The sequence below is a fragment of the Streptomyces sp. NBC_00094 genome (assembly GCF_026343125.1).
GTDB lineage: Bacteria > Actinomycetota > Actinomycetes > Streptomycetales > Streptomycetaceae > Streptomyces.
The window spans coordinates 4,784,045-4,809,689 of record NZ_JAPEMB010000001.1 but is presented as its reverse complement, the minus strand read 5'-3'; the positions used below and the strand labels follow the sequence as shown (position 1 = coordinate 4,809,689).

Annotated in this window: 28 protein-coding genes and 4 tRNA genes; 9 read left to right on the top strand and 23 right to left on the bottom strand. The window is 72.3% G+C overall.

Annotated features, from left to right (window positions below; genetic code table 11):
- Nucleotides 1-24: 24 nt before the first annotated feature.
- A complete protein-coding gene (gene secE, locus OG580_RS21330) occupies nucleotides 25-312 on the bottom strand; it encodes a preprotein translocase subunit SecE (RefSeq protein WP_267045277.1) in 288 nt (95 codons plus the stop codon).
- A 103-nt stretch (nucleotides 313-415) separates the two neighbouring features.
- Nucleotides 416-488: transfer RNA gene (locus OG580_RS21325), tRNA-Trp, on the bottom strand.
- A 206-nt stretch (nucleotides 489-694) separates the two neighbouring features.
- Between OG580_RS21325 and OG580_RS21320 the strand changes: the two genes are divergently transcribed.
- On the top strand, nucleotides 695-1,921 hold the full coding sequence (locus tag OG580_RS21320; RefSeq protein ID WP_267045276.1) for a pyridoxal phosphate-dependent aminotransferase: 1,227 nt from the start codon (nucleotides 695-697) through the stop codon (nucleotides 1,919-1,921).
- Nucleotides 1,922-2,039: 118 nt separating this feature from the next.
- A complete protein-coding gene (locus tag OG580_RS21315; protein WP_267045275.1) occupies nucleotides 2,040-3,062 on the top strand; it encodes an adenosine deaminase in 1,023 nt (340 codons plus the stop codon).
- 35 nt (nucleotides 3,063-3,097) lie between these two features.
- Here OG580_RS21315 and OG580_RS21310 read toward each other — a convergent pair whose 3' ends face one another.
- The 6 genes from OG580_RS21310 to OG580_RS21285 form a co-directional block, all read right to left on the bottom strand.
- A complete protein-coding gene (locus OG580_RS21310; RefSeq protein ID WP_267045274.1) occupies nucleotides 3,098-4,156 on the bottom strand; it encodes a UDP-N-acetylmuramate dehydrogenase in 1,059 nt (352 codons plus the stop codon).
- An 87-nt stretch (nucleotides 4,157-4,243) separates the two neighbouring features.
- A complete protein-coding gene (locus OG580_RS21305; RefSeq protein WP_267045273.1) occupies nucleotides 4,244-4,672 on the bottom strand; it encodes a MaoC family dehydratase in 429 nt (142 codons plus the stop codon).
- 2 nt (nucleotides 4,673-4,674) lie between these two features.
- Nucleotides 4,675-5,127, bottom strand: a complete 453-nt coding sequence (locus OG580_RS21300) for a MaoC family dehydratase N-terminal domain-containing protein (protein WP_267045272.1) — start codon at nucleotides 5,125-5,127, stop codon at nucleotides 4,675-4,677.
- A 136-nt stretch (nucleotides 5,128-5,263) separates the two neighbouring features.
- Nucleotides 5,264-5,428, bottom strand: coding sequence for a 50S ribosomal protein L33 (rpmG, locus tag OG580_RS21295; RefSeq protein WP_007265873.1), 165 nt, complete (start codon nucleotides 5,426-5,428; stop codon nucleotides 5,264-5,266).
- 86 nt (nucleotides 5,429-5,514) lie between these two features.
- A tRNA-Met gene (locus tag OG580_RS21290) sits at nucleotides 5,515-5,587 on the bottom strand.
- 44 nt (nucleotides 5,588-5,631) lie between these two features.
- Nucleotides 5,632-5,704: transfer RNA gene (locus OG580_RS21285), tRNA-Thr, on the bottom strand.
- A gap of 205 nt (nucleotides 5,705-5,909) precedes the next feature.
- On the opposite strand from OG580_RS21285, the gene OG580_RS21280 reads away from it, so the two are divergent.
- Nucleotides 5,910-7,193: an amidohydrolase family protein gene (locus OG580_RS21280; RefSeq protein WP_267045271.1), complete on the top strand. Its 1,284-nt coding sequence runs from the start codon at nucleotides 5,910-5,912 to the stop codon at nucleotides 7,191-7,193.
- 2 nt (nucleotides 7,194-7,195) lie between these two features.
- A complete protein-coding gene (locus OG580_RS21275; RefSeq protein ID WP_267045270.1) occupies nucleotides 7,196-7,852 on the top strand; it encodes an NAD(P)H-binding protein in 657 nt (218 codons plus the stop codon).
- 66 nt (nucleotides 7,853-7,918) lie between these two features.
- Here OG580_RS21275 and OG580_RS21270 read toward each other — a convergent pair.
- Nucleotides 7,919-8,000: transfer RNA gene (locus OG580_RS21270), tRNA-Tyr, on the bottom strand.
- A 169-nt stretch (nucleotides 8,001-8,169) separates the two neighbouring features.
- On the opposite strand from OG580_RS21270, the gene OG580_RS21265 reads away from it, so the two are divergent.
- From OG580_RS21265 to OG580_RS21250, 4 genes are all read left to right on the top strand, one after another.
- Nucleotides 8,170-8,661, top strand: coding sequence for a YajQ family cyclic di-GMP-binding protein (locus OG580_RS21265; protein WP_267045269.1), 492 nt, complete (start codon nucleotides 8,170-8,172; stop codon nucleotides 8,659-8,661).
- 95 nt (nucleotides 8,662-8,756) lie between these two features.
- Complete coding sequence (locus OG580_RS21260) at nucleotides 8,757-9,272, top strand: methylated-DNA--[protein]-cysteine S-methyltransferase (RefSeq protein WP_267045268.1); 516 nt, start codon at nucleotides 8,757-8,759, stop codon at nucleotides 9,270-9,272.
- Nucleotides 9,269-9,919, top strand: coding sequence for an alpha-ketoglutarate-dependent dioxygenase AlkB (locus OG580_RS21255; protein ID WP_267045267.1), 651 nt, complete (start codon nucleotides 9,269-9,271; stop codon nucleotides 9,917-9,919). Before OG580_RS21260 ends, OG580_RS21255 begins: the two co-directional genes overlap by 4 nt.
- 5 nt (nucleotides 9,920-9,924) lie before the next feature.
- Nucleotides 9,925-11,163 (top strand): APC family permease, encoded by a 1,239-nt coding sequence (locus OG580_RS21250; protein ID WP_267045266.1) that lies wholly within the window; start codon nucleotides 9,925-9,927, stop codon nucleotides 11,161-11,163.
- Here OG580_RS21250 and OG580_RS21245 read toward each other — a convergent pair.
- The 14 genes from OG580_RS21245 to OG580_RS21180 all read right to left on the bottom strand — a co-directional run bounded on the left by OG580_RS21245 (nucleotide 11,129) and on the right by OG580_RS21180 (nucleotide 24,201).
- Entirely contained in the window at nucleotides 11,129-12,181 is a 1,053-nt protein-coding gene (locus tag OG580_RS21245) for a hypothetical protein (RefSeq protein WP_267045265.1), read from the bottom strand. The two genes, OG580_RS21250 and OG580_RS21245, sit on opposite strands and share 35 nt — an antisense overlap.
- Complete coding sequence (locus tag OG580_RS21240) at nucleotides 12,181-12,573, bottom strand: YccF domain-containing protein (RefSeq protein ID WP_267045264.1); 393 nt, start codon at nucleotides 12,571-12,573, stop codon at nucleotides 12,181-12,183. The genes OG580_RS21245 and OG580_RS21240 overlap by 1 nt, the downstream gene beginning before the upstream one ends.
- On the bottom strand, nucleotides 12,570-13,433 hold the full coding sequence (gene htpX, locus OG580_RS21235; RefSeq protein WP_267045263.1) for a zinc metalloprotease HtpX: 864 nt from the start codon (nucleotides 13,431-13,433) through the stop codon (nucleotides 12,570-12,572). Before htpX ends, OG580_RS21240 begins: the two co-directional genes overlap by 4 nt.
- A gap of 146 nt (nucleotides 13,434-13,579) precedes the next feature.
- Nucleotides 13,580-14,035: a large conductance mechanosensitive channel protein MscL gene (gene mscL / locus OG580_RS21230; protein ID WP_267045262.1), complete on the bottom strand. Its 456-nt coding sequence runs from the start codon at nucleotides 14,033-14,035 to the stop codon at nucleotides 13,580-13,582.
- Between the two features lie 58 nt (nucleotides 14,036-14,093).
- Complete coding sequence (locus OG580_RS21225) at nucleotides 14,094-15,605, bottom strand: NADH-quinone oxidoreductase subunit N (RefSeq protein WP_267045261.1); 1,512 nt, start codon at nucleotides 15,603-15,605, stop codon at nucleotides 14,094-14,096.
- A complete protein-coding gene (locus OG580_RS21220) occupies nucleotides 15,602-17,155 on the bottom strand; it encodes a NuoM family protein (protein ID WP_267048071.1) in 1,554 nt (517 codons plus the stop codon). Before OG580_RS21220 ends, OG580_RS21225 begins: the two co-directional genes overlap by 4 nt.
- A gap of 27 nt (nucleotides 17,156-17,182) precedes the next feature.
- Nucleotides 17,183-19,162 carry an NADH-quinone oxidoreductase subunit L gene (locus tag OG580_RS21215; RefSeq protein WP_267045260.1) on the bottom strand — a complete coding sequence of 660 codons (1,980 nt, stop codon included), beginning with the start codon at nucleotides 19,160-19,162 and terminating at the stop codon, nucleotides 17,183-17,185.
- Entirely contained in the window at nucleotides 19,159-19,548 is a 390-nt protein-coding gene (gene nuoK / locus OG580_RS21210; RefSeq protein WP_267045259.1) for an NADH-quinone oxidoreductase subunit NuoK, read from the bottom strand. Before nuoK ends, OG580_RS21215 begins: the two co-directional genes overlap by 4 nt.
- Entirely contained in the window at nucleotides 19,548-20,102 is a 555-nt protein-coding gene (locus OG580_RS21205; RefSeq protein ID WP_267048070.1) for an NADH-quinone oxidoreductase subunit J, read from the bottom strand. Before OG580_RS21205 ends, nuoK begins: the two co-directional genes overlap by 1 nt.
- Complete coding sequence (locus OG580_RS21200) at nucleotides 20,102-20,746, bottom strand: NADH-quinone oxidoreductase subunit I (protein WP_267045258.1); 645 nt, start codon at nucleotides 20,744-20,746, stop codon at nucleotides 20,102-20,104. The genes OG580_RS21205 and OG580_RS21200 overlap by 1 nt, the downstream gene beginning before the upstream one ends.
- A complete protein-coding gene (locus OG580_RS21195) occupies nucleotides 20,746-21,714 on the bottom strand; it encodes a complex I subunit 1 family protein (protein ID WP_267045257.1) in 969 nt (322 codons plus the stop codon). Before OG580_RS21195 ends, OG580_RS21200 begins: the two co-directional genes overlap by 1 nt.
- A complete protein-coding gene (locus OG580_RS21190; RefSeq protein ID WP_267045256.1) occupies nucleotides 21,711-23,222 on the bottom strand; it encodes an NADH-quinone oxidoreductase subunit C in 1,512 nt (503 codons plus the stop codon). Before OG580_RS21190 ends, OG580_RS21195 begins: the two co-directional genes overlap by 4 nt.
- A complete protein-coding gene (locus OG580_RS21185) occupies nucleotides 23,219-23,782 on the bottom strand; it encodes an NADH-quinone oxidoreductase subunit B (RefSeq protein WP_267045255.1) in 564 nt (187 codons plus the stop codon). The genes OG580_RS21190 and OG580_RS21185 overlap by 4 nt, the downstream gene beginning before the upstream one ends.
- Nucleotides 23,773-24,201, bottom strand: a complete 429-nt coding sequence (locus OG580_RS21180) for an NADH-quinone oxidoreductase subunit A (RefSeq protein WP_267045254.1) — start codon at nucleotides 24,199-24,201, stop codon at nucleotides 23,773-23,775. The genes OG580_RS21185 and OG580_RS21180 overlap by 10 nt, the downstream gene beginning before the upstream one ends.
- A gap of 140 nt (nucleotides 24,202-24,341) precedes the next feature.
- Here OG580_RS21180 and OG580_RS21175 point away from each other — a divergent pair, with 140 nt between their 5' ends.
- Nucleotides 24,342-25,541 carry a sensor histidine kinase gene (locus OG580_RS21175; RefSeq protein ID WP_267045253.1) on the top strand — a complete coding sequence of 400 codons (1,200 nt, stop codon included), beginning with the start codon at nucleotides 24,342-24,344 and terminating at the stop codon, nucleotides 25,539-25,541.
- Nucleotides 25,542-25,645 lie beyond the last annotated feature (104 nt).

Below are 25,645 nucleotides of genomic sequence, written 5' to 3'. Positions count from 1 at the left end.
ATACAGATGGGGTGGAACAAAAAGTCAGCCGAAGACGTACTTGACTGCTTCCTGGAAGCCATAGTCAATCACGGTGACAAGGCCGATCATGATGACGACGAAGATAATCACCACAGTGGTGTACGACGTCAGCTGGCTGCGCGTGGGCCAGACGACCTTGCGGAGCTCTGCGACGATCTGGCGGTAGAAGAGCGCGAGACGGCCCAGAGGGCCCTTCTTTCCGCGCTTGCCGCCCTTGCGGGCCTTCTTCTTCGCGTCCGCGGCTTCGTCGTCGGCATCAGGCATGTCGATGGAGCCTACGGCGTCCGTCACGATCTCTCACCTGATTCCGGGTCGGCCGTGCCGCGCCCGGGTGGAGCCGCACGGCGGTGCAATGAAGTACGTACATGCGCACAACACCTGGCGGTGTGTGTAGCAGGGCCGGAGGGACTTGAACCCCCAACCGCCGGTTTTGGAGACCGGTGCTCTACCAATTGAGCTACGACCCTTTGTTGGTGTCCCTCAACCTACCGCATCGTGAGATGTGGTTTGTGCGGGCCAACGAGCAGTGAGCATACGTGGTGATGGGGGTCCGCGTCGAACAGAAACCACGCCGACCTGCCGTAGGACGCGCGTACGACCGGGAATGACCATTCCTGTCCGGTCCGTGAAACCTGTGTGCCCGGCCCTGAGCCGGTCTGGGACGATGGGCCGCATGAGCGCTGCTACCCCTCCCACCGAGCGTCGGGTCTCCGCCCGCATCGGTGCGATCTCCGAGTCCGCCACCCTCGCCGTCGACGCCAAGGCCAAGGCCCTCAAGGCCGCCGGACGCCCGGTGATCGGCTTCGGCGCCGGTGAGCCCGACTTCCCGACCCCCGACTACATCGTCGAGGCGGCCGTCGAGGCTTGCAGGAACCCGAAGTACCACCGCTACACGCCGGCCGGCGGTCTGCCCGAGCTGAAGGCCGCGATCGCCGCCAAGACGCTGCGCGACTCCGGCTACGAGGTCGACGCCTCCGAGGTCCTGGTGACCAACGGCGGCAAGCAGGCGATCTACGAGGCCTTCGCCGCGATCCTCGACCCGGGCGACGAGGTCATCGTCCCGGCGCCGTACTGGACGACGTACCCCGAGTCGATCCGCCTCGCCGGCGGTGTCCCGGTGGAGGTCGTGGCCGACGAGACCACCGGCTACCGGGTCTCGGTGGAGCAGCTGGAGGCCGCGCGCACGGAGAAGACCAAGGTCGTCCTCTTCGTGTCGCCGTCCAACCCGACCGGCGCGGTGTACCCCGAGGCCGACGCCGAGGCGATCGGCCGCTGGGCCGTCGAGCACGGCCTCTGGGTCCTGACGGACGAGATCTACGAGCACCTCGTCTACGGCGACGCGAAGTTCACCTCGCTGCCGGCGATCGTGCCCGAGCTGCGCGACAAGTGCATCGTGGTCAACGGCGTCGCGAAGACGTACGCGATGACGGGCTGGCGCGTCGGGTGGATCGTGGGCCCGAAGGACGTCGTGAAGGCCGCGACGAACCTCCAGTCGCACGCCACGTCCAACGTGAGCAACGTCGCGCAGATCGCCGCCCTCGCCGCCGTCTCGGGCAACCTGGACGCCGTCGCGGAGATGCGCACCGCCTTCGACCGTCGCCGCCAGACGATCGTGCGGATGCTGAACGAGATCGAGGGCGTGTACTGCCCGACGCCGGAGGGCGCGTTCTACGCGTACCCCTCGGTGAAGGGTCTCCTCGGCAAGGAGATCCGCGGCAAGCGCCCCGCGACGTCGGGCGAGCTCGCGGCCCTGATCCTCGACGAGGCCGAGGTCGCGGTCGTCCCGGGCGAGGCCTTCGGTACGCCGGGCTACCTGCGTCTGTCGTACGCGCTCGGTGACGAGGACCTGGTCGAGGGCGTGTCCCGGATCCAGAAGCTGCTCGCCGAGGCGACGGACTGATCGTGTGACGGACGGGCCCCCGCTCCCTTCGGAGCGGGGGCCCGTTTTTGCGTTCTAGCAAGGTCCCGATCGGGGAAAGAGGGTGCCTTCGGCCATTCGGGTGCGGCAGGATCGGTCGATGGAGCACGATTCACGCGACATCACCCTGCTGCCCAAGGCCCATCTGCACCTGCACTTCACCGGTTCGATGCGGCCCACGACACTCATCGAGCTGGCGGACAAGTACGGCGTCCGCCTCCCCGAGGCGCTGAGCAGCGGTACGCCCCCGAAGCTACGGGCGACCGACGAGCGCGGCTGGTTCCGCTTCCAACGCCTGTACGACATCGCACGCTCCTGCCTGCGCGAGCCGGACGACATCCGGCGGCTGGTCCGCGAGGCGGCCGAGGAGGACGTCAGGGACGGCTCGGGGTGGCTGGAGATCCAGGTCGACCCCACCTCGTACGCCCCTCTGCTCGGCGGGCTCATCGCGGCCATGGAGATCATCCTGGACGCGGTCGACTCGGCTTCCCGGGAGACCGGGCTCGGGATGCGGGTGCTCGTCGCGGCGAACCGGATGAAGCACCCCCTGGAGGCGCGGACGCTCGCCCGGCTCGCGGTGCGGTACGCGGACCGGGGCGTGGTCGGCTTCGGGCTCTCCAACGACGAGCGGCGCGGCATGGCGCGCGACTTCGACCGGGCGTTCGCGATCGCCCGGGACGGCGGTCTGCTCGCGGCCCCGCACGGCGGCGAGCTGACGGGACCCGCCTCGGTACGGGACTGCCTGGACGACCTGCGGGCGGCGCGGGTCGGCCACGGAGTGCGGGCGGCGGAGGACCCCCGGCTGCTGCGGAAACTCGCGGAGCGCGGGGTGACCTGCGAGGTCTGCCCGGCGTCGAACGTGGCCCTGGGGGTGTACGAGCGGCACGAGGACGTACCGCTGCGGACGCTCTTCGAGGCGGGCGTGCCGATGGCGCTGGGCGCGGACGACCCGCTGCTGTTCGGCTCGCGGCTCGCCGCGCAGTACGAGATCGCCCGCCGGCACCACGGGTTCACGGACGTGGAGCTGGCGGAGCTGGCCCGTCAGTCGGTCCGGGGCTCGGCGGCCCCGGAGGGCGTCCGGGCGAAGCTGCTCGCGGGAATCGACGACTGGGTCACCGCCTGAGTCCCCGCGAGCCCGGCCTGATCGGCAGGACACCCCTAGATCGCGACGCCGACCGTGACGGGCTCGTTGACGAGGGTGATGCCGAAGGCGTCCCGGACCCCGGCGACGACCTCGCGGGCGAGGGCGAGGAGGTCCTCGGTGGTCGCCTCGCCGCGGTTGGTGAGCGCGAGCGTGTGCTTGGTGGAGATCCGGGCGGGCCCGGTGCCGTACCCCTTGGTGAATCCGGCCCGGTCGATCAGCCAGGCCGCCGAGGTCTTCACGGCGCCGTCCTCGCCCGCGGGGAAGGCCGGCGGGGTGACCTCGGGGCCGAGCCGTCCGGCGACGCGCGTGAGGAAGGTCTCGTACTCCCCCGCCGTGAGGATCGGGTTGGTGAAGAAGGAGCCCGCGGACCAGGTGTCGTGGTCCTCCGGGTCCAGGACCATGCCCTTGCCGGCGCGCAGCCGCAGCACGGTCTCGCGGGCCAGGGCGAGCGGCACCCGGTCCCCCGCCTCGACGCCGAGGGCGCGGGCGGTCTCCGCGTACTTGATCGGCGCGGAGAGCCCGGCGGCGTCCTCCAGCTCGAAGCGGACCCGCAGCACCACGTACCGCTCGGGGTGGTCCTTGAAGAGGCTGTGCCGGTACGAGAAGGCGCACTCGGCGTTGGTGAGGGTGACGGTCTCCCCTGCGCGCCGGTCGTAGGCGACGACCTCGGTGACGGTGGCGGAGACGTCCTGCCCGTACGCGCCGACGTTCTGGATCGGGGTCGCGCCGGCCGAGCCGGGGATGCCGGCCAGGCACTCGATCCCGGCGAGCCCGACCTCGACGGCGCGGGCCACGGCGTCCGTCCAGACCTCGCCCGCGGCGAGCTCCAGGCGCGTGCCCTCCAGGGCGAAGCCGGTGGTGGCGATGCGCAGCGCCGTGCCGTCGAATCCCTTGTCCCCGATGACCAGGTTGGAGCCGCCGCCGATGATCAGCAGCGGGGTGCCCGTGCCGTCGGCCTCGCGGACGGCCGCGACCACCTCGTCGTCCGTGGTGGCGGTGAGGAGCCGGGTGGCGGGGCCGCCGAGCCGGAAGGTGGTCAGGGGCGCGAGGGGGGCGTCGTGGAGTGGCTGCACGGGCTCAAGGGTACGGGCCCCTTCGACCGCGGCAGGAGAGACACGGAAGCCCCGGCACCGTGGGGCACCGGGGCTCACACGCGACCGTCAGGCGAGCTCGACCACGGCGCGCGACATGCCGAGGACCTTCTGGCCCGCGCTCATCGCGGTGATGTCGACCCGCACCCGTCGGTCGTCCAGCTTCGCGGCGACCTTGGCGCTGACCTCGACGAGGGCGCCCTGGTCGTCGTTGGGGACGACGACCGGCTTGGTGAAGCGGACGCCGTACTCGACGACGGAGGCGGGGTCGCCGGCCCAGTCGGTGACGACGCGGATCGCCTCGGCCATGGTGAACATGCCGTGGGCGATGACGTCCGGGAGCCCGACCTCCACCGCGAACTTCTCGTTCCAGTGGATCGGGTTGAAGTCCCCGGAGGCGCCCGCGTACCGCACGAGCGTGGCGCGGGTCACGGGGAAGGTCTGCGCGGGCAGCTCGGTGCCGACCTCGACCTCGTCGTAGGCGATCTTGGCGGTCATGGTCAGGCCCCCTCGGGTGCGCGGGAGACGAGCTTCGTCCAGGCGGTCACGACGTGCTCGCCGGAGGCGTCGTGGACCTCGCCGCGGATGTCCAGGATGTCGTTGCCCGCGAGGGACTTGATCGCCTCGATGGTGGAGGTGACCGAGAGCCGGTCCCCGGCGCGTACGGGCCGGGTGTAGGCGAACTTCTGGTCGCCGTGGACCACGCGGCTGTAGTCGAGGCCGAGCTGCGGGTCCTCGATGACGGCGCCCGCCGCCTTGAACGTGATGGCGAACACGAACGTGGGCGGGGCGATCACATCGGAGTGCCCGAGCGCCTTGGCCGCCTCGATGTCGGTGTACGCGGTATTGGCGTCACCGATCGCCTCGGCGAACTCGCGGATCTTCTCGCGGCCGACCTCGTAGGGCGTGGTGGGCGGATAGGTCCGGCCCACGAAGGACTGGTCGAGCGCCATGGACTCGATACCTCCTGGATTCATTGCCGATGTTGCCGATGTTGCCGGTCTTGCCGATCGCGCCGGTGTCGCCGATCGCGCGGACAAACGACACGAGGCCGCCCCCTGGTGGGGACGGCCTCGTGTACGAGCCTGATTAACGCGTCTCGCGGTGCGCAGTGTGCGAGTTGCAGCGGGGGCAGTGCTTCTTCATCTCCATACGATCCGGGTTGTTACGCCGGTTCTTCTTGGTGATGTAGTTCCGCTCCTTGCACTCCACGCAGGCCAGCGTGATCTTCGGGCGGACGTCGGTGGCAGCCACGTGAGTGCTCCTTGGACGGATGGGACGGATGAACGCATAAAAGAGTAGCCGATCGAAGGACCGACCCCACAATCGGCTACCGTGTGTAGCGGTGACCGGACTTGAACCGGTGACACAGCGATTATGAGCCGCTTGCTCTACCATCTGAGCTACACCGCTTTGATGATCTGGATCCCGCCCGAAGGCGGGGTCCTTCTCACCAGAGCCCCAATACGGAATCGAACCGTAGACCTTCTCCTTACCATGGAGACGCTCTACCGACTGAGCTATTGGGGCGAGCGAGGAAGACATTACACGGTCTCCCGCCCATCACCCAAATCCGATTCCCCGGGGCGCCGCGACGGCCCTCACCAGGCGTCACGTACGCCACTCGTGGACTCATCGGTACGACTATTGCCCTCCTCCTCGAAGGTCGGTCCGAGCGCCCCTAGGCTCGGCCCCACCTTGCGCGATCTTGATCTTGAGGAGCCTTGAGGAGCCGATGGCAGCCGACAGCAAGCAGCCCCAGCCGCCCGAGGACGGAGCCGCCACCACAGCCGACTCGACCTCGCTCCTGCTCTCCCACGCGCGCCTCACCGACGGCCGGACCGTGGACGTACGGCTCGTCGGCGGGCGGATCGAGGCCGTGGGCACCGCCGGCAGCCTCGGCGCCGTCGGCGGCTCCCGCGTCGACCTCGCCGGCTATCTGCTGCTGCCCGCCGCCGCCGAACCCCACGCCCACGCCGACACCGCCCTCTCCGCCGACACCCCCGGCCCCGTCTCGTACGCCCCCGAGGAGGTGCAGCGGCGGGCCACCGAGGCCGCGCTGCTCCAGCTCGGCCACGGCGCGACCGCGCTGCGCGCGCACGTGCGGATCGGCGACGTGCAGGGGCTCGGGCCCCTCGAAGCCGTGCTGCAGGCCCGGCGCTCGCTGCGCGGCCTCGCCGACCTGACGGCCGTCGCCGTTCCCCGGCTCCTCACCGGCGTCGCGGGCGCGGACGGGCTCGCGATGCTGCGGGACGCGGTGAAGATGGGCGCCGGTGTGGTCGGCGGCTGCCCGGACCTCGACCCCGACCCGGCCGGCTACGTGGAGGCGGTCCTGGAGGTCGCGGCCGAGCACGGCTGCCCGGTCGACCTGCACACCGACGGGGACGACCCGGCCCGGCTCGCCCGGCTCGCGGCGATGGCCGGCGGCCTGCGACCCGGGGTGACGATCGGGCCGTGCGGCGGGCTCGGCCGGCTCCCCGCCGACGTGGCGCGGCGGGCGGCGGACCAGCTGGCGGCGGCCGGCGTGACGGTGATGTGCCTGCCGCAGGGCGGCTGCGGCGGTACGGAGCTGCGCGGCGCGGCGCCCGTCCGGCTGCTGCGGGCGGCCGGGGTGCGTGTCGCGGCGGGCAGCGGGTCGCTGCGGGACGTGTCCAACCCGGTCGGGCGGGGGGACCCGCTGGAGGCGGCCTACCTGCTCGCCTCGCTCGGCGGCCTGCCGCCCCAGGAGGCGTACGCGGCGGTGAGCGCGGAGGCGCGGACGGCGATGGGGCTGCCGGAGGTACGGGTGGAGGCGGGCTTCCCGGCGGAGCTGCTCGCGGTGCGCGGCGAGCGGCTCGCGGGCGTGCTGTCCCTCGCGTACAGCCGGATCGTGGTGCACCGGGGGCGGGTGGTGGCCCGGACGAGCGCGGTGCGGGAGTACTGCGACTCGGCGGCCGCCCTGGACCTGCCCAGGCAGGCGCGGCCGGAGCGGCCGCCCGAGCCGGGAAGCCCTCCGGCCGGTCCCGTCGTACGGTCGTGAGTATGCGCATCGTCATCGCTGGAGGACACGGACAGATCGCCCTGCGCCTGGAGAGGCTGCTCTCGGCGGGCGGGCACGAGGTGGCGGGGATCATCCGCCGGCACGAGCAGGGCGACGACCTACGGGAGGCGGGCGCCGAGCCGGTCGTCCTGGACCTGGAGACGGCGTCGGTGGAGATGGTCGCGGCGGTCCTGCAGGGCGCCGACGCGGCGGTCTTCGCGGCGGGCGCCGGGCCGGGGAGTTCGGTGGGCCGCAAGGACACCGTGGACCGCGCGGCCGCGGTGCTCTTCGCGGACGCGGCGGAGCGGGCGGGCGTACGGCGCTACGTGGTCGTCTCCTCGATGGGCGCGGACGCGGCGCACGCGGGCGACGAGGTCTTCGACGCGTACCTCCGGGCCAAGGGGGCCGCCGACGACGCGGTCCGCTCCCGTACGGCCCTGGAGTGGACGATCCTGCGCCCGGGTTCCCTGACGAACGACGCGGGCACGGGCCTGGTCCGGCTGGAGGCCCACACGGGCCGCGGCATGGTCCCCCGCGACGACGTGGCCGCGGTCCTCGCGGAACTCCTCGACACGCCGGCGACCGCGGGCCTGACCCTGGAGCTGGTCAGCGGCTCGACGCCGCTCTCGGTCGCGGTGAAGGACGTGGCCGGAAACTGACCCGGCGCCACAAGGTCCGGAAACGAGTGAAGGTCCCCGGTGCAAGCACCGGGGACCTTCTTCACGTGGCGACGCCAGGATTCGAACCTGGGTAGGCTAAGCCGACGGATTTACAGTCCGCTCCCATTGGCCACTCGGGCACATCGCCATGAGATCGCTGCCGTGGAGCCGCTTTCGCGGTGTTCCGTGGCAACGACGTAAACAATACCTGATCCCGGGGGGTGCTTCGCCACCGGATTGATCAGCCGTTCGGGGCGCGGTGAACCCCCTAGGCTTTGGGCTGTACCCCACAGCATCCGAACAAGGAGCCACGAGTCATGGCCGACTCCAGTTTCGACATCGTGTCCAAGGTCGAGCGGCAGGAGGTCGACAACGCCCTCAACCAGGCCGTCAAGGAGATCTCCCAGCGTTACGACTTCAAGGGCACCAACGCCTCGATCTCCTGGTCCGGCGAGAAGATCCTGATGCAGGCGAACGGCGAGGAGCGCGTCATGGCGATCCTCGACATCTTCCAGTCCAAGCTGATCAAGCGCGGGATCTCGCTGAAGTCGCTGGACGTCGAGGGTGAGCCGCAGCTGTCCGGCAAGGAGTACAAGCTCTTCGCGTCGGTCGTCGAGGGCATCTCGCAGGAGAACGCCAAGAAGGTCGCGAAGGCCATCCGGGACGAGGGCCCCAAGGGCGTCAAGGCGCAGGTCCAGGGCGACGAGCTGCGCGTCAGCTCGAAGAGCCGGGACGACCTGCAGGCCGTGCAGGCGCTGCTCAAGGGCAAGGACTTCGACTTCGCCCTCCAGTACGTGAACTACCGCTGACCCGTCGAGGCCGACGTCCGAAAACCGCCGGACCGAGTGTCGGCGGGCCCCGCACACTGGATCGTGGAAGACCCGTGCGGGGAGAGGATCCAGCCATGACCGTGTACGCGTACGTCGACGGCCCCCTGGGCGAGATGCTGCTGGTCGGACAGCTCGCCGAAGGGGGCCGTGCCGTGCTCCGCTCGCTGTCCCTGCCGGGACAGAAGGGCGGCGTCGAGGTCGAGGACGGCTGGACCTGCGCGCCCGGGGCGTTCGAGGAGGTCGCCCGGCAGCTCGGCGAGTACTTCGCCGGTGAGCGGGACCGGTTCGACGTCCCGTACGACCCGAGTGTCGGTACGGAGTTCCAGCGGCGCGTCTGGCGGGCCCTGGAGGAGATCCCGTACGGCACCACCGTCTCCTACGGGGACGTCGCCCGGCTCGTCGGCTCGTCCGGGGCCGGGGTGCGGGCCGTGGGCACCGCGATCGGGCGCAATCCGCTGCTCGTGGTGCGGCCCTGTCACCGGGTGATCGGGGCCGACGGGAGCCTGCGCGGGTACGCCGCCGGTCTTGAGCGGAAAGAGCGGCTGCTGGGGCTCGAGGGCGCGCCGGCGGGCCGTGCGGGTTCCGTGTGAGCGAGGGGCTCTTTCCGCGCGAGCGGGCCGACGTCGCGCCCGGGGCCGTCCATGTGCCCGGGTGGCTTCCGCTCGCGCGGCAGCGGGAGCTGGTGGACGCCTGCCGGGAGTGGGGGCGCGGACCCGTGTCGTACCGGCGGACCGTGCTGCCGGGCGGGGGCGTCATGTCGGTGCGGTCGCTGTGCCTGGGGCGGCAGTGGGAGCCGTACCGCTATCTCGACACGGTCGGTGTCGAACTGCCCGGCTGGCTGGTCGCGTTGGGGCGGGAGGCGCTCGTCGAGGCGTACGGGGAGGGTGGCGGGTTCGGGGGGTTCGCGCCGGACACGGCGCTGGTGAACTTCTACGGGCCCGGCGCGCGGATGGGCATGCACCAGGACAAGGAGGAGCGGTCCGGTGCCCCCGTCGTGTCGTTGAGTCTCGGGGACCGGTGCGTCTTCCGGTTCGGGAACGCGGAGAACCGTGGACGGCCCTATCGGGACGTCGATCTGACCTCCGGTGATCTTTTTGTTTTCGGCGGGGCTTCGCGGTGGGTGCACCACGGCGTGCCCATCGTGTACCCGGGGACGGCCGATCCGGCGCTCGGTCTGGTCGGACGGCTCAACATCACCCTGCGGGAGACCGGGTGGGCGGACAGGCCCCTAGGCTGACCCGTATGGCAGAGGAACTGCGCCGGTCGCTCGGCGTCTTCGACGCGGTCGTGATCGGGCTCGGTTCGATGGTCGGGGCCGGGATCTTCGTCGTGCTCGGACCGGCGGCCGGTGCTGCCGGGTCCGGGGCGGGGCTGCTCCTGGCGCTCGGGGTCGCCGCCGTCGTCGCGTACGCCAACGCCATGGCCTCGGCCCGGCTCGCGGCCCTCTACCCGGCCTCCGGCGGCACCTATGTGTACGGTCGCGAACGCCTCGGATCGTTCTGGGGATATCTGGCCGGCTGGGCGTTCGTCGTCGGCAAGACGGCCTCCTGCGCGGCGATGGCGCTGACGGTCGGGGCGTACCTGTGGCCGGAGCGGGCGCACGCCGTGGCGGTGGCCGCCGTGGTGGCCCTGACGGCCGTCAACTACCGGGGAGTTCAGAAGTCGGCGCTGCTCACGCGGGTCATCGTGGCGACGGTCCTGGCCGTCCTCGCCTGTGTGGCCGTGGTGTCCTTCGGGGCCGGTGAGGCGACGCGGCTCACGCTCGGCGGAGAGGTCGTCGCGGGCTCGGTTTTCCAGGCCGCGGGTTTGCTCTTCTTCGCTTTCGCGGGGTACGCGCGCATCGCCACGCTCGGCGAGGAGGTCCGCGATCCGGCCCGCACGATCCCCCGGGCCGTGCCGGTGGCCCTCGGGATCACGCTCGCCGTCTACGCGGCCGTCGCGGTGAGCGTGCTCGGCGTTCTGGGGCCCTCCGCCCTGGCCCACTCCCCCGCGCCGCTCGCCGACGCGGCCCGCGCGGCGGACGCGACGTGGCTGGTGCCGCTCGTCACGGTGGGCGCGGCGGTCGCGGCCCTCGGCTCGCTGCTCTCGCTGATCCTCGGGGTGTCCCGTACGACCCTGGCGATGGCGCGGGACGGGTACCTGCCGAGCGGGCTCGCCGCCGTGCACCCCCGCTTCAAGGTGCCGCACCGGGCCGAGCTCGCCGTGGGCGCGCTGGTGGCCGTGGTGGCGGCGACGGCGGACGTGCGGGGCGCGATCGGCTTCTCGTCCTTCGGTGTGCTCGTCTACTACGGGATCGCGAACGCCTCCGCCTGGACCCTGGGAGGGCGGGTCAGGGCGCTCACCGCGCTCGGGTTCGCCGGGTGCGCCGTGCTCGCCTTCGCGCTGCCGCTGGGGTCCGTCCTCGCGGGGGCGGGGGTCCTCGCGGTGGGGGTCGTGGCGTGGGCGGTCAGCCGAGGACGACCCGCACCCCCGCGGCCGTGAGGGCGTCGGTGATCTCCTGGAACGTCGCCGGGCGGTGCCCGGCGGCGTAGGGCGGGGTCCCGAGACAGGCGCGGGCCACATCGGCGTGGTGCCAGACGAGGGTGGCGCCGGCCAGCTCCTCGCCGATCGCTCCGGCGGATGCCTCGCGGAAGCAGCGGCCGGGGCCGAGCACGGCCTCCCCCAGCGCGCAGTGGAACGAGTCCTCGTCGACCACGTCGGTGCCGTCGAGGTGGTACGTGGCACCGGGGACGAGCTCCGGGGCGCCGTGCGAGCCGTGGGCGGCGGCCCGGTCCCGCCACGCGCCGCGCGCCGCGCCGGTGAACCGCCGCCAGGTGCCGGGCTCGGCGGGGCGGTCGTGCCAGAACAGGTCCCATATCGCGCCGGTCTCGGGCGGCACCAGGCGCGTACGGGGGAAGGACAGGGTGAGGTCGACGAGACCGCGGTGGCGGGCGGAGGGGTCCCAGCCGGTGATCCGGCCCGCCTCGCCCTCGTGGTGCCGGCTCCCGGTCCGGGTGAGGCCCTGGTAGCGGACCTCCCCGAACTCCTCCGCGCCGGCCGCGAGGGCGTCGCGGAGCTCGCCGCGCGGTTCGCAGCCGACGAAGGTGACGTCGGTGTGGGTCCGCTCCTCGGGTACGGCGGGGGTCGCCCGGATCAGGTTCCCGCACGGGACCGGGTCGGCGGGGTGGTGGACGCGGTACGGCTCGCCGGCCGCCTCGACCGTGACGACGTCGCCGCGCATGCCGAGGACCCGGGTGTCCGCGAGGGCCCACGGCGTGCCGTGGAGCTCCACGACGAGCGTGCCGAACGGCGCGGTGCCCTCCACGACCGCCTGGGTGACGGCCCGGGAGAGATCGCCGCGCGGTTCGCAGCCGCGGAGCTCGTAGCGGACGCGGGCGGGGCGGGCGGGCTCGGCGAAGAGGCCCGTCACGTCCGTGCAGAGGGCCAGGACGTGACGGCCGGGGGCGCCGGGGCCGGGTGTCCGCGCGTCGGGCACCAGCGCGTAGCGGGGGTGCCGCATCAGCGGGCCGCGTACGCCTGGTCCGTGGGGACGATCTCCTTGCCGAGAGGCAGCAGCGAGACCGGGATCAGCTTGAAGTTCGCGATGCCGAGCGGGATGCCGATGATCGTGATGCAGAGGGCGACGCCGGTGACGATGTGGCCGAGGGCCAGCCACCAGCCGGCGAGGATCAGCCACAGCACGTTGCCGACGCAGGAGGGGGCTCCCGCGTCGCGACGGTCGACGACCGTGTACCCGAAGGGCCACAGGGCGTAGATGCCGATGCGGAACGCGGCGAGACCGAAGGGGATGCCGATGATCGTGATGCAGAGCAGGACGCCCGCGAGCATGTAGCCCAGGAACATCCAGAATCCGCAGAGGATCAGCCATATGACGTTGAGGATGGTCTTCACGGGCGTCGACCTGCCATCTGTTCGAGTCGGGCGATGCGCTCGGCCATCGGCGGATGGGTGGAGAACATCTTGGACATGCCCTTTCCGGGGCGGAACGGGTTGGCGATCATCATGTGGCTCGCCGTCTCGATCCTGGGCTCGGCCGGCAGCGGCAGCTGCTTGGTGCCCGCCTCCAGCTTCCGCAGGGCGCCGGCCAGGGCGAGCGGGTCGCCGGTGAGCTGGGCGCCGGAGGCGTCGGCCTCGTACTCCCGGGAGCGGGAGATGGAGAGCTGGATGATCGAGGCGGCGATCGGGCCCAGGATGACGATCAGCAGATAGCCGAGGAGTCCCGGGCCGTCGTCGTCGTTGGAGCGGCCGACGGGGATCAGCCAGGCGAAGTTGACCAGGAACATGACCACGGAGGCGAGAGCTCCGGCGACCGAGGCGATGAGGATGTCGCGGTTGTAGACGTGACTCAGCTCGTGGCCGATGACCCCGCGCAGTTCGCGTTCGTCGAGGAGCGCGAGGATGCCCTCGGTGCAGCAGACGGCGGCGTTGCGCGGGTTGCGGCCGGTCGCGAACGCGTTGGGCGCCTGGGTCGGCGAGATGTAGAGCCGCGGCATGGGCTGGCGGGCCTGCGTGGAGAGCTCGCGCACCATCTTGTACAGCGCGGGGGCCTCGAACTCGCTGACCGGGCGGGCCCGCATGGCCCGCAGCGCCAGCTTGTCGCTGTTCCAGTACGCGTACGCGTTGGTGCCGAGCGCCACGAAGAGCGCGACGATCAGCCCCGTACGTCCGAAGAAGCTGCCGATGACGATGATGAGGGCGGAGAGCCCTCCGAGGAGGACGGCGGTCCTCAGCCCGTTGTGCCGGCGGTGCACGGTACGCCCTCCAAATGGTGCGGCAGGGGAACCCTTTGCTTCGTGGTGGTCCACTCGTCCAGTGGACCCTCCCGTACTGGTCAACGCCAGGCGGGAGGCTCGGGTTCCCCCGGCCGTACCGGGGCGGCTGTGGGCCGTTCGGGTGATCAGCGGGCCGCCGGGACGCCGATCTTCTCCAGGCCGGTGGCGATGGGCTCGACCTCGCTGGTGCAGTGGGCGCAGCGGGAGGCGATCGCCGGGATCTCGGTGAAGCAGCGGGGGCAGTCGCGCTTCTCGGACTTGGGGTCGGCGGCCTCCTCCCGCGCGAACCTCTCCTGGACCTTCGCCAGCGGGGCGACGATCAGGAAGTAGAGGACCGCGGCGGTGATGACGAAGGCTATGGCGGCGGAGATGGCGAGGCCGTAGGGGAAGACGGTCTTGCCGAGGGTGAACTTCGCCTCGCTGAAGTCACCGACGGAGCCGGTGGCGAGGCCGATGAGCGGGGTGATGAAGGCCTTGCTGAAGCCCGTGACGACGGCCGTGAACGCCGTTCCGACGGCCAGACCGATGGCCATCGAGATGACGTTCCCGCGAAGTATGAAGTCCTTGAATCCGTTCAGCACGGGGTGTTGCTCCTCGGTATTGCTCTGTGGGGGGGGCTCTATGGGGGCTCTGCGGGCGTCAGAAAAGACTGTCCGCGGCGAAGCGGAGGGCGAACTGCGGGTAGCCCGACAGCACGACTCCGGCGCCGGCGGTCAGCGCGATCGCCAGGGTGACCGGCACGGTGGCCTTGTGGGGGACGGGGGTCCCCTCCGGCGCGCGGAACAACAGCGCCGTCCAGCGCAGGTAGTAGTACAGCGCGATCACGACGTTGACGCCCATCACCACGGCCAGCCAGCCGAGACCCGCGTCGACGGCCGCCGAGAAGACGGTCACCTTGGCGAAGAGGCCGATGATACCCGGGGGCAAACCGGCCAGATTCAGGAGGAAGAACCCGAGGACGAGGGCGGCGGCGGGGCTGGCCGCGTACAGGCCGCGGTAGTCCGCGATCCGGTTCCCGGGGCGGGTACGGGCGACGAGGGCGACGACCGCGAAGGCGCCGAGGTTCACGACGGCGTACATCAGGGCGTACGCGACGGTGGCGCCGATCCGGTCGCCGCCGGCGTACGCGGCGGCGGCGATCGGCACCAGGAGGTAGCCGGCCTGGGCCACGGAGGACCAGGCGAGCAGCCGGACCGCGCTCCACGCGCGCGTGGAGACCTGGCGGAGGGCGGCGACGTTGCCGGCGGTCATGGTGAGCGCGGCGAGGACGGCGAGCGCCGGGCCCCAGACGTCCGCGTACGAGGGGAAGGCGACGACCGTCACGAGGATCAGGCCGGTGAAGCCGACGGCCTTGCCGACCACCGAGAGGTAGGCGGCGACGGGCAGCGGGGCGCCGACGTAGGTGTCGGGGACCCAGAAGTGGAAGGGGACGGCGGCCGTCTTGAAGGCGAAGCCGACGAGGGTGAGGGCCACGCCCGCCTCGGCGAGCGTCTCCAGCTGCCCGGGGACGTCGTCCAGGCGCTGGGCGATCTCCGTGAGGTGGAGGGTGCCGGTCGCCGCGTACACGAAGCTGACGCCGAGCAGGGTGACGGCGGTCGCGGTGACGGACGAGAGGAAGAACTTCAGCGCCGCCTCGCCGGACATGCGGTCGCCGCGCTTGAGACCGACGAGCGCGAAGGCCGGCAGCGAGGCCACTTCGAGGGCGACGACGAGGGTCGCGAGGTCCCGGGAGGCGGGCAGCAGGGCGGCGCCGGCGGCCGAGGAGAGCAGCAGGAACCAGAACTCGCCGGCCGGGAGCTTCTCCCGGGTCGCGTCCAGGGAGAGGAGCGCGGTGAGCAGCGCGCCGCCGAGGACGAGCAGCTGGATGACGAGGGTGAAGTGGTCGGCGGTGTAGCTGCACGCGCCGGACTGGGTCTGGGCCTGGGCCTGGGCCTCGGCGGTGAGGCAGAAGGTGGAGCGGTCGCCGGCCCGCAGCGGGATGAGCAGCGCGAGGGCGGCGACGAGACCGCCGATCGCGGTCCAGCCGAGGAGCCGCTTGCGCTCCGGGGGGACGAAGAGGTCGGCGACGAGGACGACGAGGGCGACCACGGCCGTGAGGGTCGGGGGCGCGATCGTGAGCCAGTCGACGGACTGGACGAGCGACGACGTCACTGGGTGCCTCCGGCGAGGAGCTTCTGGACGGCCGGGTCGGTGAGGCCGAGGAGGACGGCGGGCCAGAGTCCGGCGAGGACGGTGAGGGCGACGAGCGGGGTCCAGGCGGCGAACTCGTAGCCCTGGACGTCGGCGATCGGCGTCTCCCCCGCGGGTCGCGGGCCGCCCATGCAGACGCGGCGGACGACCATGAGGAGGTAGGCGGCGGTGAGGAGGGTGCCGAAGGCGCCGATCGCCATGAAGGTGAGGAAGGCGGGGCGGCTGAGGCCCTCGGCCGGTTCGAAGGCGCCGAAGAGGGCGAGCATCTCGCCCCAGAAGCCGGCCAGGCCGGGCAGTCCGAGGGAGGCGACGGCGGCGAAGGCGAGGAGGGCGCCGAGGCGCGGGGCGCGGCCGTAGAGCGCCGCGCCGGTGACGCCCGCGAGGGTGTCGAGGTCGGCGGTGCCGTACCGGTCCTTGAGGGCGCCGACCAGGAAGAAGAGCAGGCCGGTGACGAGGCCGTGGGCGATGTTGGCGAAGAGCGCGCCGTTGACCCCGGTGGGGGTCATCGTCGCGATGCCGAGGAGGACGAAGCCCATGTGGCCGACGGAGGAGTACGCGATGAGGCGCTTGAGGTCGCCCTTGGCGCCGGGGCGCGCGAGGGCGAGGCAGGCGAGTGATCCGTAGATGATCCCGGCGACGGCGAAGGCGGCGAGGTACGGGGCGAAGGTCCGCATCCCGTCCGGGGTGATCGGCAGGAGGATCCGGACGAAGCCGTACGTGCCCATCTTGAGCAGGACGCCGGCGAGGAGCACGGAGCCGACGGTCGGGGCGGCGGTGTGGGCGTCCGGGAGCCAGCTGTGGAGCGGCCACATCGGGGTCTTCACCGCGAGCCCGAGACCGATCGCGAGAGCGGCGGTGACCTGCACGGACGTGGTCAGTCCCCGGCCGTTGTCGGTGGCGAGCGCCACCATGTCGAACGTGCCCGCCTGTACGCCGATGAGGAGCAGGCCGAGCAGCATGACGACGGAGCCGAGCAGCGTGTAGAGGATGAACTTCCAGGCGGCGGCCTGCCTGCCCTCGCCGCCCCAGCGGGCGATGAGGAAGTACATCGGGATGAGGACCATCTCGAAGGCCAGGAAGAACAGGACGAGGTCGAGGACGGCGAAGGTCGCGAGGGTGCCGGACTCCAGGACCAGGAGGAGCGCGACGAAGGCCTTCGGGGACGGGCCCGTGGGCATCTTGAAGTAGCTGTACAGCGCGCAGAGGAAGGTCAGCAGCGCGGTCAGGACCAGGAGGGGGAGGGAGATGCCGTCGACGCCGAGGTGGATGCGCACGTCGAGTGCGGGGATCCACGGGATGTCCGTCGTGGCCTGCATCCTCGACGGCTGGTCGTGGTCGAAGCCGAGCGCGAGGACGATCGCGGCCAGCAGGATCACGCCGGTGACGGTGACGCCGTGGCGGAGCACGGCCTGGTCCGGGGACTTCCCCTTCAGTCCGGGCGGGGCCGGGAGGAGAGCGGCGGCCGCGCCGATGAGCGGGCCGACGACGATCGACGCAAGAAGGAACTGCATCACGGATTCGCTGATATCGATCACGTCTCACGCTCCGGCGACGGCGTTGGCGAAGGCGACTGCGGCGATCGCCAGGACGACGGAGCCGGCGAGCAGGGCGCTCAGGTAGGTCTGCACGTTGCCGGTCTGGGCGCGGCGGACGAGCCAGCCGAGGCCCTTCACGGACTCGCCCGCGCCGCGGACGTAGGTGTCGACGACCTCGCGGTCCAGGAAGCGGACCAGGGAGGCGGCGGCGAGGACGGGGCGGACGAAGGCGGTCCGGTAGACGGCGTCCAGGTGGAAGCCGTCGGCCGCCGGGCCGTGCAGCGGCCCCAGGAGGGCGCGGCCGGGGTCGGCCGGGTCCTCGGCGGGGTGCGGCAGGTGCAGCGCCTCGGCCTCGACGAGACCCGCGTCGGCGTCGGGGTGGGCGACGTGCGGGGCGGGGCCCGCCACCGGGGTCCGGGCCGTGAGAGTGCGCCAGACCGCGTACGTGATCACGGCTCCGGCGGTGGCGAGGCCCGTGCCGAGGACGGCCGTGGTGACGGTCGGGGTGAGGGCGTGCCCGTCGAACCAGTCGTCGAGGTACGTGACGGTCAGGCCGAAGCCCAGGGAGGGGATCGCGAGGACCCACAGGACGGTCGTCATGGCGATCGGCTGGCGGCCGTGGTCGGGGGCTTCGGCGCCGCGGCCCCGGAAGGTCCGCAGCCAGAGGCGGAGCGCGTAGGCGGCGGTGAGGAGGGCGGTGAGCAGCCCGGCGACGAGGACGGTCCAGCCGGCCCCGGCGGGGGCGACGGTCCGGTCCCCGAGCGCGGTGTGCTCGGCGGCCACCAGGACGGCCTCCTTGGAGAAGAAGCCGGCGAAGGGCGGGATCGCGGCGAGCGCGAGCAGGGCGACGGTCATCGTCCAGTACGCGTCCGGGATGCGCTTCGCGAGGCCGCTCATCCGGGACATCGCGGTGAGCGAGTTCGTCCCGGCGGCGTGGATGACCGTGCCGGCGGCGAGGAAGAGCAGCGCCTTGAAGGCGGCGTGCGAGAGGAGGTGGAAGACGGCGGCCCCGCGGTCGCCGACGGCGAGGGCGCCGGCCATGTAGCCGAGCTGGCCGATCGTCGAGTAGGCGAGGACCCGCTTGATGTCGTCCTGCGCGAGCGCGGCGAGCGCCGAGCCGACCATCGTGATCGCGGCCATGACGGCGAGGACGGTCATCGCGGCGGCGGAGGCGGCGAAGACGGGGAGCAGCCGGGCCGTGAAGTAGATGCCGGCGGCGACCATCGTCGCCGCGTGGATGAGCGCGGAGACGGGGGTGGGGCCGGCCATCGCGTCCGGGAGCCAGGTGTGCAGCGGGAACTGCGCGGACTTGCCCGCCACACCGGCGAGCAGCAGCAGCGCGATCAGGGTGGGGTGGTCGAGGCCGCCGCTCGCGACGGCGCCGAGGACGCCGGTGATCCGGAAGGTGCCGGCGTCGGTGGCGAGCGCGAAGATCCCGATGAGGAAGGGGACGTCACCGAGCTTGGTGACGAGGAAGGCCTTGAGGGAGGCGGCCCGCGCCTCGGGGGTCTCCCAGTAGTGGCCGACGAGGAAGTACGAGCAGATGCCCATGATCTCCCAGCCGACCAGGAGCACCATCAGGTCGCCGGAGTAGACGACGAGCAGCATCGCGGAGGTGAAGAGCGAGACGAGCGCGGCGTACGAGGGGTAGCGCGGGTCCTCGCGGAGGTAGCCGGTCGAGTAGATCTGCACGCAGGTCGCGACGACGCCGACCAGGACGGCGACGAGGGCCGCGAAGCCGTCGATGTAGAGGCTCAGATCGATCGGGACCGAGCCGGTCGGGGTGAGCTGGGTGGCCGCGTCGATCGCCCGGCCGCCGCCCTGGCGTGCGGCGACGACGACGGCGAGGACGGCCGCGGCGAGCGTCGGGAGCACGGCGAGCGGGCGGACGAAGCCGGGCGCGGTGCGGCCCAGGAGGAGTCCGGCGACGGAGCCGAGGAAGGGCAGGAGGGGGACGAGGACGGCGAGGGTCGTGGTGGTCACGCGGTGGCCTCGGCCTTCTCGCCGTGGGGCGTGTCGTCTGCGGGTGCGTCGGCGTCGGGTGCGTCGTCCGGGGACTCCGGCCGCTCGGCCGTGTCGCGGAGGCGGTCGACGTCCGAGGTGCCGCGGTTGCGGTGGACCATCAGGACGATCGCGAGACCGATGCCGATCTCCGCGGCGGCGACGGCGATGGTGAAGAGGGTGAGCGCCTGGCCTGCGTGCAGGGCGTCGCGGAGCCAGACGTCGAAGGCGACCAGGTTGAGGTTGACGGCGTTGAGCATGAGCTCGACGGACATCAGGACCAGGATCGCGTTGCGGCGGGCGAGGACTCCGTACACGCCGACACAGAAGAGGAGGGCCGCGAGGACCGCGGGGTAGGCGAGGTGCATCAGCGCTCCTGCTCCTTCTTGCGGGAGAGGACGATCGCGCCGACCAGCGCGGCGAGGAGGAGCACCGAGAGGGCCTCGAAAGGCAGCACCCAGTGCTTGAAGAGGATCGCGCCGGTGACCTCGGTGGAGCCCTGTACGGCCCCGTCCAGATCGATCCAGGTCGTACGGAACGCGTCGACGACGACCCAGACGAGGGCGACGGCGGCGGCGAGCGCGACGGCGAGGGCGACCGGCCGGTTGCCGGAGTCGGCGTCCGGGGAGCGGCCGATGGGGGCCTTGGTGAGCATGAGGCCGAAGAGGAGGAGGACGACGACGGAGCCGACGTAGATCAGGACCTGGACCCAGGCGATGAACTCGGCCGTGAGGAGCAGGTACTCGACGGCGAGCCCGCCCAGCGCCACGACCAGCCAGAGCGCGGCGTGGACGAGTTGGCGAGTGGTGACGGTGACGACGGCGGCGCCGAGGGTGACGAGGCCGACGAGGAGGAAGGCGATCTCGACGCCGGAGGGCGAGAGGAAGCCGTGGGGTGCGGTGGTCGCTTGCGCTGCCAGGATCACTGCTCCTCCTCCTGGGCATCGGCGTCGGACTGGGCCTGGGTCGGGTCTTCGGCGGCGGCCTGGGCCTCGGCTGCGGCCTGGGCCTCGGCGGCGGCCTGGGCCTCGGCGGCGGCTGCGGCGGCCTTCTCCGCTGCCTTCTCCGCCGCCTTGCGGGCCGCGGCGATCTCCTTCGGTTCCTCCGCCATCGGGTCGAGCGCGGGCGGTTCCGGGACCGTCCACATCCACTCGCGGAGCTTGTCGCGCTCGTGGGTGAGCTCGTGGATGTCGGTCTCCGCGTACTCGAACTCGGGCGACCAGAAGAGCGCGTCGAAGGGACACACCTCGATGCAGATGCCGCAGTACATGCAGAGCGAGAAGTCGATGGCGAAGCGGTCGAGGACGTTCCGGCTGCGGTCGCGGCCGCCGGGGGCGGCGGCCGGCACCGTCTCCTTGTGGGAGTCGATGTAGATGCACCAGTCGGGACACTCACGGGCGCAGAGCATGCAGACCGTGCAGTTCTCCTCGAACAGCCCGATGACCCCGCGGGAGCGGGGCGGCAGCTCGGGCTGGACGTCCGGGTACTGCGCGGTGACGGTCTTCCTCGTCATCGTGCGGAGCGTGACGGCGAGGCCCTTGGCGAGGCCGGAGCCGGGGATGGGCATTACTGGATCGCCACCTTCACGATGCCGGTGAGCGCGATCTGCGCGAGGGCGAGCGGGACGAGCGTCGTCCAGGCGAGCTTCTGGAGCTGGTCCTCGCGCAGGCGCGGGTAGGTCACCCGCAGCCAGATGACGACGAAGGCGAGGACGGCCGTCTTGAGGAGGGTCCAGACCCAGCCGAGGCCGTCGGCGCCGAAGGGGCCGTGCCAGCCGCCGAGGAAGAGGACGGTGGTGAGACCGCAGAGGACGACGATGCCCGCGTACTCGGCGAGCAGGAAGAGCGCGAAGCGGAGGCCGGTGTACTCGGTGTACGCGCCGAAGATGATCTCCGAGTCGGCGACCGGCATGTCGAACGGGGGCCGCTGGAGTTCGGCGAGGCCTGCGACGAAGAAGACGAGCGCGCCGACGATCTGCCAGGGCAGCCACCACCACTCGAAGGCGTTCAGGATGCCGGGGAGGGAGACGGTGCCGGCGGCCATCGCGACGGAGGCGGCGGCGAGCAGCATCGGGAGCTCGTAGGCGAGCAGCTGGGCGGCGGTACGGAGGCCGCCGAGCAGGGAGAACTTGTTGGCGGACGCCCAGCCGGCCATGAGGCTGCCGAGCACGCCGACGCCCATCACGGCCAGCACGAAGAAGATGCCGGCGTCGACGACCTGGCCGACGGCGCCCTCGCTCGGGCCGATCGGGATGGCCACGAGGACGAGGAGGTACGGGAGGAGGGCGACGGCCGGCGCGAGCTGGAAGATCCGGCGGTCGGCCTCGGCCGGGACGACGTCCTCCTTCTGCGCGAACTTCACGCCGTCGGCGACGAGCTGGGCCCAGCCGTGGAAGCCACCGGCGTACATGGGGCCGAGGCGGCCCTGCATGTGCGCCATGACCTTGTGCTCGGTCTGCCCGACGACGAGGGGCAGGACGAGGAACACGGCGAAGACGATCAGGAGCCGGACGGCGACGTCGAGTGCGTCGTTCACGCGGGGTCGCCTCCGGCGGGGTCGGTGGGGTCGGTCGGTTCGGTGGGTTCAGTCGCGCGGGTCGGTTCGGTGGCGCCGGTAGAGCCGGTGGCGCCGGTAGAGCCGGTGGCGTCTTCCCGCTCTGCGGGCGGCCCGCTCTCGGGGTCGTCGCCCCCCGCCTCGGGGGACTCGGCCGCGGCCGGGGGTGCCGGGGCGGCCGGAGCTGCCGCCGGTTCAGCCGGAGGTGCCGAGGTGGCCGGGGTTGCCGGCTCGGCCGGAGGCGCGGAGGTGGCGGGGGTTGCCGGCTCGGCGGGAGCTGCCGCCGGCTCGGCCGGAGGTGTCGAGGTGGCCGGGGCGGCGGGCTCCGGCGGGTTCTCGTCGAAGGCGGGGCGGGCGTGGTGCCAGGGGGCGTCCGAGCTGCGCGTGCGCGGGGTGGCGGCCGTCGGGCCGTCCGTCGCCGCGTCCTGCTCCGGCGCCGCCTGGCTCGCCGAGCCGTCGGCCGTCGTGCGGGAGCGGCGCGGCGGGCGGGCGGTGGGCGCGGCCGGGGTGCCCGGCTCCGTACCCGGCTCCGGGGTCGCCGCGGTCTCCTCCGGGGCCGCCTGGCTCGCCGAGCCGTCGGCCGTCGTGCGGGAGCGGCGCGGCGGGCGGGCCGCAGGGGCGGTCGGCGGGCCGGGCTCCGCCGCGGCGGCCGGGGCGGCTGCCTCGGGGGCCGTCTGGCTTGCCGAGCCCTCCGTCACCGAGCGGGAGCGGCGCACCGGGGCGCCCGCCTCCGGGGTCGGCTGGCTCGCGGAGCCCTCCGTCACCGAGCGGGAGCGGCGCACCGGAGCGCCCGCCTCCGGGGTCGGCTGGGCTGCCGTGTCCTCCGGTGTCGGGCGGGGGCGGCGGGCCGGGCGGTCGCCCGCCGCCGCGCGGGCCGGGCGGGCCGGGGCCGGGGGAAGCTGGCCCTTGAGGGGGCCCCACTCGTTGGGGTCCGGGACGCCCGGCGGAAGCATCTGGCGGCGCTTCGGGCCTCCGCCGTCGTGGGACTCGCCCGGCTCCTTCGCTCCCGGCCATGCCTTCGCGACCCGGGCCGCCAGGACGAAGTCCTTGCGGAGCGGGTGGCCCTCGAAGTTCTCGGGGAGCAGCAGCGGCACCAGGTGCGGGTGGCCCGTGAACTCCACGCCGAACATCTCGTGGGTCTCGCGCTCGTGCCAGCCGGCGCCCGCGTACACCCCGATCGCCGTCGGGAGGGCGGGGGCCGCGTGCGGGACCGTCGTACGGACGAGGAGGCGGCGAGGGGCGTGGCCGGGCGCGAGGGCGACCACGTGCGCGCAGATCCGGAAGCCCGTGCCCGGTTCGTCGACCGCGCTCAGCCAGTCGAAGTACGTGCAGCCGAGCTCGTCACGGGCCGTCGTGAGGGCCGTGATCCAGGTGGCCGGCGGGACGTCGACCGTCAGCAGGTCGTACGCCTGCTCCGCCGTCGCCTCCTCGCCGAAGATCTCCGTGACCGCGCCGGGGAGGGAGTCGTAGGGGGAGTTCTGCGCGCTCATGCCTTGCCTCCCGGCGGCGGCGTCAGCGGGCTCGTCAGTTCCGCGACCGACGCGGTCGTCGCGTACCGCTCCGCCAGGCTCTCGCGCGCGATCTTCTCCTGGAGCTTGAGGATGCCCTGGAGGAGCGCCTCGGGGCGCGGCGGGCAACCCGGTACGTACACGTCGACCGGAATGATCTGGTCGACACCCTTGGTGACGGAGTACGAGTCCCAGTAGGGCCCGCCGCAGTTGGAGCAGGCGCCGAAGGAGATCACGTACTTCGGTTCGGGCATCTGCTCGTACAGGCGCTTCACGGCCGGCGCCATCTTGTCCGTCACCGTGCCCGAGACGATCATCAGGTCGGCCTGGCGGGGGCCGGGCGCGAAGGGGATCACGCCGAGCCGGATGAAGTCGTGCCGGGCCATCGACGCCGCGATGAACTCGATCGCGCAGCAGGCGAGGCCGAAGTTGAAGACCCAGAGGCTGTAGCGGCGGCCCCAGTTCAGGACCACCTTCATCGGCTCGGGGGCGAGACGGGCGAGCGTCCCCAGCTTCGGAGCGGGCAGGGGTGTTACGTCCATGACAGGACGCCCTTCTTGTACGCGTAGAGCAGCCCTACGGCCAGGAAGCCGAGGAAGACGAACATCTCGACCAGGGTCGCGGCGCCGTAGCCGGGCGCCGCGAAGACCGTCGCCCAGGGGAAGAGGAAGATCGAGTCGACGGCGAAGATCACGTAGAGGAAGGCGTACACGTAGTAGCGGACCTGGGTGTGTGCCCAGCCCTCCCCCACGGGGTCGACGCCGCACTCGTAGGTGAGCAGTTTCTCGGGTGTCGGCACGACGGGCCGCAACAGCCGCCCGGCGCCGAACGCCACGGCGACGAAGAGCACGCCGACGACGGCGAGCAGCCCGACGACGGAGTACGCCTGGAAGTAGTCCGCCGCGTCGGCCGCGACAACGGTCGGTTCCCGCACGTCCGCCCCTCGGTCTCGGTGTCTCATGGGTCACTTCTGTTCTGTACGCACGCGAGTCTAGGCCCTGTTAAAGGGGCGTAAGCAGTCCCCGGGTAGGGATATCCCCACCGCCGCTCACCGACCTCCCCCATGGCGTCGCGCGCTCCGCGACCGGCAGTCTGGGGACCATGAGCGCCGATCATGAATCCCCCGGTCCTGCCGTCGACTCCGGTTCCGCCGGTTCCGCCGTCGCCCCGCGTCCTCCCGTGCGGTTCGCCTACGGGAAGGAGACGTGGAAGGAGGTCTCCTTCCTCCTCTCCAATCTCTTCACGGCCGTGGCCGGTTTCGTCTACGCGGTCGTGACGGTCCTGGTCGGCGTGGGGCTCTCGGTCACCGTGATCGGGCTGCCGCTGCTCGCCCTCGGGCTGGGCGGCGCGCGCGGGATCGGCTGGTCGGAGCGGGCGCGGGCCCGCGGGCTCCTCGGCGTACGGATCGTGGAACCGTCCCGGATGCCGGCACGGGGTGGCTTCTTCGCCTGGCTGTGGTCCTCGCTGAAGGACCCGGTGGCCTGGCGGACCCAGTTGTACGGGCTGATCCGGCTGCCCTGGGGGATCGTGACGTTCACCGTCACGCTGGTCTCGCTCCTCGTCCTCTGGCCCGTCCTCCCCTTCATCGCCCGCGGTCTGTCCAACGCCGACCGGGGCATGGTCCGGGGGCTGCTCTCGCCCTCCGACGAGCTGGAGCGGCGGATCGCCGAGCTGGAATCGGACCGGGGCGTGGTCGTCGACACGGCCGCGGCCGACCTGCGGCGCATCGAGCGCGATCTGCACGACGGGGCGCAGGCCCGGCTCGTCGCCCTCGCGATGGGGCTCGGCCTGGCGAAGGAGAAGCTCCTGGAGGACCCGGAGGGCGCGGCGGCGATGGTCGACGAGGCCCACGGCGAGGTGAAGCTCGCGCTCCAGGAGCTGCGGGACCTGGCCCGGGGCATCCACCCGGCCGTCCTCACGGACCGGGGGCTCAGCGCCGCGCTCTCCTCGGTCTCCGCGCGCTGCACCGTGCCGGTGAAGGTGTCGGTGGACCTGGCGGAGCGGCCGGCCGAGGCGATCGAGGGCATCGCGTACTTCACGGTCTCGGAGCTGCTCCAGAACGTCTCCAAGCACGCACGGGCGCGGTCCGCGTCCGTGGAGGTGTGGCGGTCGGAGGACCGGCTGATGCTCCAGGTGCACGACGACGGGGCCGGCGGGGCGCGGCTCGACGGCGGGACGGGGCTCGCCGGGCTGACGGAGCGGCTGGGGGCGGTGGACGGGCTCCTCGTCGTCGACTCCCCGGAGGGCGGTCCGACGACGGTCACGGCGGAGCTGCCGTGGCGCTCCCGGCCAGTCGCCTGAGCCCGAGCCTGATGCGGTCGGTCGGTCGCCTGAGCCCGATCCTGAGTCGGCCGCTCGCCTGAGCCTGAGCCTGATGCGGTCGGCCGGTCGGTCGGTCGGTCGCC